This is a genomic window from Pedobacter sp. 05L430 (assembly GCF_056397585.1).
On record NZ_JBFTNT010000392.1, the window covers coordinates 1 to 3,336 of the forward strand.

At 35.7% G+C, this 3,336-nt stretch carries 2 protein-coding genes; both read left to right on the plus strand.

Annotation, left to right across the window (positions count from 1 at the left end):
- The first annotated feature begins 111 nt into the window (after positions 1-111).
- Positions 112-2,088, plus strand: a complete 1,977-nt coding sequence (locus AC1DG9_RS25325; protein WP_477635489.1) for a DUF3857 domain-containing protein — start codon at positions 112-114, stop codon at positions 2,086-2,088.
- The coding region (locus AC1DG9_RS25330) for a DUF3857 domain-containing protein (RefSeq protein WP_477635490.1) at positions 2,089-3,336 on the plus strand (1,248 nt) is incomplete at its 3' end.

The window sequence follows — 3,336 nt, forward strand, 5'->3', positions numbered from 1 at the left end:
CCATTAAACCTTAACTTATTTGATAATGCATTAAATTCTGAAACAAATGGTTTTAATGTATATTTTTATTTCCTTTGCTGTATCAATACTGCTATATAATATCGCTCCATTATGAAACTTTTTTCCATTGCGCTTCTTTTATCGTTTTTTTCGATTAGTCATTCTTATGCTCAGGATTTTGAGTATGCAAGAATTACAGGAAGTGATATTGAATTAAAAAACACGCAACTAGATAGCAATGCTAATGCTATGGTTATCAGAGAATTTGGCACTACAGCCGTACAGCTGGATAATGCAACCGGTAAAACCTACATTGATTTTGAATATCATGTACGCATTAAAATATTTAATAAAGAAGGTTTTAACCATGGAAATATTGTAATTCCATTGAGGATATATCGGGATGATGAAGATGAAATTAAAGAACTAAAAGCCACTACGATAAATATTGTAAATGGTCAGCTGGTTAAAACTGAGCTGGATAAGAAACAAGTATTCAATGAGAAAAAGAACAAATACGTTTCGCTAACAAAATTTACGATGCCCAACTTAATGGATGGAAGCATTATTGAATATAGCTACCGACTGCATTCGCCTTATATCTTCAACTTTAAAACATGGGAATTTCAATCAGACATCCCAAAGTTACACAGCGAATATATAGCCAATATCCCTGCTATCTATAATTACAATGTTTCGTTAAGAGGGGCGCAGAAACTTACCAAGCAGAATGCAGAAATAAAGAAGGAATGTTTAATGATTGCAGGAAATAAGATTGACTGTTCAAAAATGACCTATATTATGAAGGACGTTCCGGCATTGATTGAAGAGGATTATATGACTGCCCCAAGTAACTTCAGATCGGCCATTTACTATGAGCTTTCTGACTATGTTATGCTTAATGGTGGCAAAAAAAGCATCACTAAGACCTGGAAAGATGTTGATTATGAATTAAATTCAGACAAATCATTTGGCACTCAAATGAAGCGAAAAGATGTTTTTAAAGAGCTGATGCCTCAAATATTGGGCAAAGCCAGCGATGATTTAAGCAAGGCAAAAGCCATTTATAATTACATTAGGAAGAATATAAAAATGAATGGTTTCATTGGTATTTACAGTGAGAATAACATTAAAACCGCTCTTGAAAAGCACTCTGGAAATACCGGAGATATAAATTTAGCATTAATTGCTGCTTTAAGCGCCGCAGATCTGGATGCTGAAGCCGTAATATTATCAACCAGGGCAAATGGGGTAGTTAACAACCTTTATCCGGTGATCAGCGATTTTAATTATGTGGTTGCAAAGGTTAATATTGGCGATAAAAGCTATTTACTGGATGCAACAGAACCCCTGTTACCATTCGGCCTGCTTCCATTACATTGTATAAATGGAAATGGCAGGGTTATTAATTTAAAGAAACCATCTTACTGGTACGATTTAAAAGCCAGTCAAAAAGAGTCTACAAAGTATGTCCTTAATGCGGAATTAACTGCAGATGGAAAACTAAAGGGCAAACTAACTACTTACTCATTAGGGTATGCTGCACTTAAAAAACGCCAGCGCATTGTAGCAGCCAACTCTGTAGATGAGTATGTAGAAAAGTTAGACGAACAAATGCCCRGAATAAACATATTAAAACATTCAATAGAAAATGTAGATAGCCTGGACAACACGCTGGTAGAAGACTATGAGATTGAAATGAAGGTCTTTGACAATTTAAATGCCGATCAATCATACTTTAATCCATTCTTTATTAATCGTATTACTAAAAACCCATTCAATTTAAATGAAAGGACTTATCCTGTTGATATGGGGGCGGCAAGCGAAGAAAGGATCACCATGATCATTAAACTTCCTGCTAATATTTCTGTAATTGATAAACCGAAAGATATGTCGATGGCGCTGACAGAAAATGGCGGGAAATATCTTGCCTCAACATCAATGCAAGACGATTCTTTTGTTTTCAATGAGATGCTTCAATTCAATAAACCTATTTACGAATCTGAGGATTACTTGTCATTGAAAGAATTTTATAGCCGTATTATACAATCGCAAAAAACTGATATTGTATTTAAAAAAACCAAGTAAATGCTGAAGAGATTATTACTTCTGATTTTTATTGCTGTTGCCTTTAAGGGATACGCTCAGGAGCAACCAGATTATAATGTAGAAAACATTCCTTCTGCATTAAAAAGTCGTGCTAATGCCGTAGTCAGAAACATGGAGACTACCGTAGATATGCGTGCTCCAGAGAATGTTATCCTTAATGTGAAAAAAGCCATTACCGTTCTGAATAAGAACGGAGACCAGGTAGCAGCTTTAGCGCTCTTTTACAACAAGGCTACCTCCATTAAAGGTGTAAAGGGAATTATTATGGATTCTTTTGGAAAACCAGCCGGAAAGTTTTCCTTAAGCAACTTTCTGGATGAAAGTGCTGTTAGTGATTTTTCTTTATTTGAAGATGCCCGGATTAAGAGGTATAATCCTAATGTTTTAACTTATCCTTACACGATATCTTACGAATATGAAATCAGGTTTAAACAAAACCTGATCATCCCTGATTGGTATGCAACACCCTATTCTGATGTTTCTGTAGAGAAAACCAGTTACACTTTCATCTCCAAGCCCGATGATAAAATCCGTATAAAAGAATACAACTACAAAGGGAATGCAGAGGTAGTAAAATCAGATAAGGTTATTAGTAGGACATGGAAGGTAACTAACCTAAGTGCGATTAAGCGTGAACCTTATGCTCCTGATCCTGACAATTATCTTACCTATGTGAAAATAGCACCCGAACAGTTTACTTATTATGGTCATAAAGGAAGCTATAGCAACTGGCAGGAGTTAGGAAAGTGGGTTTATGATGACCTCGTAAAAACAAGACAAACACTTTCGCCAGATATTATTCAGGAGATGAACAACCTGGTAAAAGGATTAGACAGTGATAAAGAGAAGGCAAAAAAGATCTATGAATACGTGCAGAAGAAAACAAGATACATTAGTGTGCAGATTGGTATAGGCGGATTCCAACCTTTTGAAGCAACAGAAGTGCACCGTGTTTCTTATGGCGATTGTAAAGCGCTGGTAAATTACACACAAAGTTTATTAAAAGCTGTAGGTATAAACAGTCTTTATTGCGTGGTATATGGCGATAGTTATAAAAAGAGTATGGATGCCGATTTTGCAAGCATGGATCAGGGAAATCATATTATTTTATGTGTACCACTTAAAAGTGATACCACCTGGTTAGAATGTACCAGTCAGGATAGTCCGTTTGGATATTTAGGAAGTTTTACCGACGACCGTGTTGTATTGGCCTGTACAGAAGAAGGT